Annotated in this window: 3 protein-coding genes; all 3 read right to left on the bottom strand. The window is 65.3% G+C overall.

What is annotated here, in order from left to right; genetic code table 11:
- A partial coding sequence (locus RMO81_RS01460) for a calcium-binding protein (protein WP_310473949.1) occupies positions 1 to 609 on the bottom strand: 609 nt, incomplete at its 3' end.
- Positions 610 to 704: 95 nt separating this feature from the next.
- Complete coding sequence (locus tag RMO81_RS01455; RefSeq protein ID WP_310473948.1) at positions 705 to 1,745, bottom strand: phytase; 1,041 nt, start codon at positions 1,743 to 1,745, stop codon at positions 705 to 707.
- Positions 1,742 to 3,037, bottom strand: a 1,296-nt coding sequence (locus RMO81_RS01450) for a phosphoesterase (RefSeq protein WP_310473947.1), incomplete at its 5' end; no start/stop codon positions are given. The genes RMO81_RS01455 and RMO81_RS01450, both read right to left, overlap by 4 nt.

Genomic DNA, 3,037 nt, shown 5'->3' with positions numbered 1-3,037 from the left:
GCCAAACAGGCTGTCGCTGCCTTCGCCGCCGAACAGGCGATCAGCAGCATCGCCAGTGCCCGAAATGCGGCCAAGAACGTCGCCATACAGCGTGTCGTCACCCAGGCCGCCGCGCAGCGTATCGGCACCGATCCCGCCTTCGCCGACATCGTCGCCGTCACCAGCATCGATTGTATCGACGCCGGCACCGCCGTTCAGCATGTCGTTGCCTTCGCCGCCATCAAGCAGATCGTTGCCGGCAGCGCCAAGGATCGTGTCGTTGTCCTTGCCGCCAAACAGGCGATCGGCACCGGCACCGCCGTCCATCACGTCGTCGCCTTCGCCGCCATCGAGCAGATCGTTGCCGGCGCCGCCGAGCAGCGTGTCCTTGTCCTTGCCGCCGAACAGGCGATCGGCGCCGTTACCGCCGTAGATGGTGTCTTCATCTTCGCCGCCATCGAGAAAATCATTCCCGCCAGCGCCATCGATGAAGTCCTTGCCCTTGCCGCCGAAAATCCGGTCGGCGCCGACGTCCGCGGCTTTCTGGCCAGGTGCGTAACCGTAAAGGAAATCATCCCCTTCGGTTCCGTTGATCAGGTCAATGCCTGCAGTTCCAAATAGTGTTGCCATTGTCTGTCTCCAGCTTTGGATCAACACCCCCATCTACGAAAATGCTGGTGACAGGCTTGCTGCAGGTTGAACGGCGCGTGACAGTTTTTTGAAGATCAGCGCAGCGCGAGCGCGGCCTGCACTTTGCCCCAATGCAGCAGCTTGAAATTCTGCGTCGGCGCATTTTCGCCGTCCTGCGCCACCATCAGGCCGTGCGGGAAGGCCGGGCCGAAATTGCCGGTCAGCACGGCGATGCCGTCGGTTTCCTGGGTGGCGCCGAAACGGCCGGCGGCGATGCGGAAGCGGCCAGCATAGCGTTCATCCGACAGGCGGTAGAGCGTGTAGGCGTTGTCACCCTGGCTGGATGCCACCAGCCAGCCGCCATTGCCGGCCCCAATGCTGGCAATCGCCAGGCCTTCGACATCGGCAACCAGGCGGCTTCTATCCACGCCGGCCAGTTTGACCGGGCGGGCAGATGCGCCGGGCCGCGCATCGAAACGCCAGATGCCCACGTCTTCTTCCGCCACATACAGTCGGGCAGTGCGCGGATCGACCACGCAGCCTTCGGATTGCGACGCCAGCTTGAGGGTGCGCACGATGCGGCCGACGGCGCGGGCGGGATCGATTTCGATCTGGCGGATGGTGCCATCCTTGATGACGATGAAGGCCGTAAGAGCGCCGCCACCAGGCACTTCGGGCGTTGCCCACATGCACAGGCCATAGGCTTCGCCCGCGCCGGCTGGCACCCGGCCCAGCGGCTGCAGCCGCGCGCTGTCCGTATCGAGACGGAACAAGGCGATGTGGGCGTTGGCTTCGTCACTGCGATCACTGGCGGCAACGATCACGCCCGCCGACGTTTCGACGAGATCGACATTGTTGACCCGTCCGGCGGTCACGAAATGCCGTTCAACGCCATCAAGGCCGTAAACATGCAGGCCGCGCTTTTTATCGGTGGCGACGATCAGGCTGGCGGCGGGAATGGCCGCGTTGCGCCAGATCGCCGGATCATCGGCGGCGTCATCGCCGGTGGCCACGGGCGCGGTTTCGGCATCGGCGGTCACACTGGCGGTCTTGACCGTGGGCACCACGGCCGGCGGCGCGCAGGCGCACAGCAACAATAGCAAGGCAAAGGGCAGGCGCATGATGCTGTGGCTCATTTGACGGAGACAAACAGCGGATTGGCATAGAACCACAGATCATCCCACGGGTTTTCGCCCTTGGGATCGGCAGCGGGTTCCAGTTCGGCGGTGCTGGTGCCGCGCACGCGCAGATAGATCGGCCCGGTCAGCGCCGGGATGCGGTGAGTCATGGTCAGCACTTCGCCGTCACGGCGCCAATCGGCGGCAGTGAAGCGGCGGGCAACCGACGTGGCGGCGGTGGTGGCGGTGCTGCGGTCGCTCACCGCGCCGGTGATGCCGCCGATGATCAGATCAACCCGCGCCAGGGCGGGCGTGCGGCCGCCGGCATTGGCAGCGGCCGGGTCGCGCAGGCGGATGGTCACGTCCAGCATCTGGCCCTTGCGTGCATTCAGCGTGCCGCCAATGCCAGCGCGCTGGCGGCCGCTGGCCACGGTCACATCCACTTCGGACACCAGATCGCCGGTGGTGACGAAAATCCGGCCCGATCGCAGGCCGTCGATGATGTCGGCGTGGGTTGCCCGCGCCTGCACATAGGTTTTGGCATATTCGCCCGGCCAGAAATCATTGCCGCCGTCGCGCCAGTTGGCGTGGCTGTCGGATGTTGCGGTGATGAACCAGCCCCGGCCTTCGGCCAGCAGCGAATCCCACAAACCGCCCAGCGTCGCTGTCATCTGATCGAAACCGCCCAGCGTGGGCGCGCGGCCATAGCCGCCGCGATTGCCGGTGGGATCGGGGCTGCCATCCGGTTTCAACGCCCCGGCCTGGTGCCCCGGCGCGCCTTCCATGCCGATGGCAACGCGCGGCGCGGTATCGTTCCAGTTGCGGAATTCGGATGGGGTATACAGGCCCCACGTGAACGACGCCGTGGCGGAACGGCTGGGGTGATTGGCGATCAGCACCGGCGGCGCCTTTTGATCGCGCATCAGTTTCAGCGCGTCGATCATGCGGTTTTCGGTATCCCAGCTCTTGTCCTGCGGCCACGGCTCACGCTTGGAAAAGCCCGATTCGATGGCGCGCAGTTGTTCGCGCTCGCTGCCGGTGAAGGGGATGATCAGGCTGCTGTGATCGCCGGCCGGAGTATCGAATTCCATGCCATAAAAAATCAGCAGGCCCGGCACGGCGGCGCGGGCCTGGTTCACCGCCGGCCACGCCTGGCTGTAATTCAGCTTGCTGTGGTTCGGCCCGCCATGATCGGTGCTCACCATCCAGCGCAGGCCGAACTGCCGGGCCATCTCGGCATTTTTCCGAATCGCATAGCGGCCATCCTTGCCGAGCAGCGGGATCGGCGCGGTTTGCGGGCTGGCCGGATC

Origin of the sequence: Sandarakinorhabdus sp., assembly GCF_031422795.1 — a bacterium.
Classification (GTDB): Bacteria; Pseudomonadota; Alphaproteobacteria; order Sphingomonadales; family Sphingomonadaceae; genus Sandarakinorhabdus.
The sequence above is the reverse complement of the archived record's forward strand: the minus strand, read 5'-3'. Positions and strand labels throughout refer to the sequence as shown.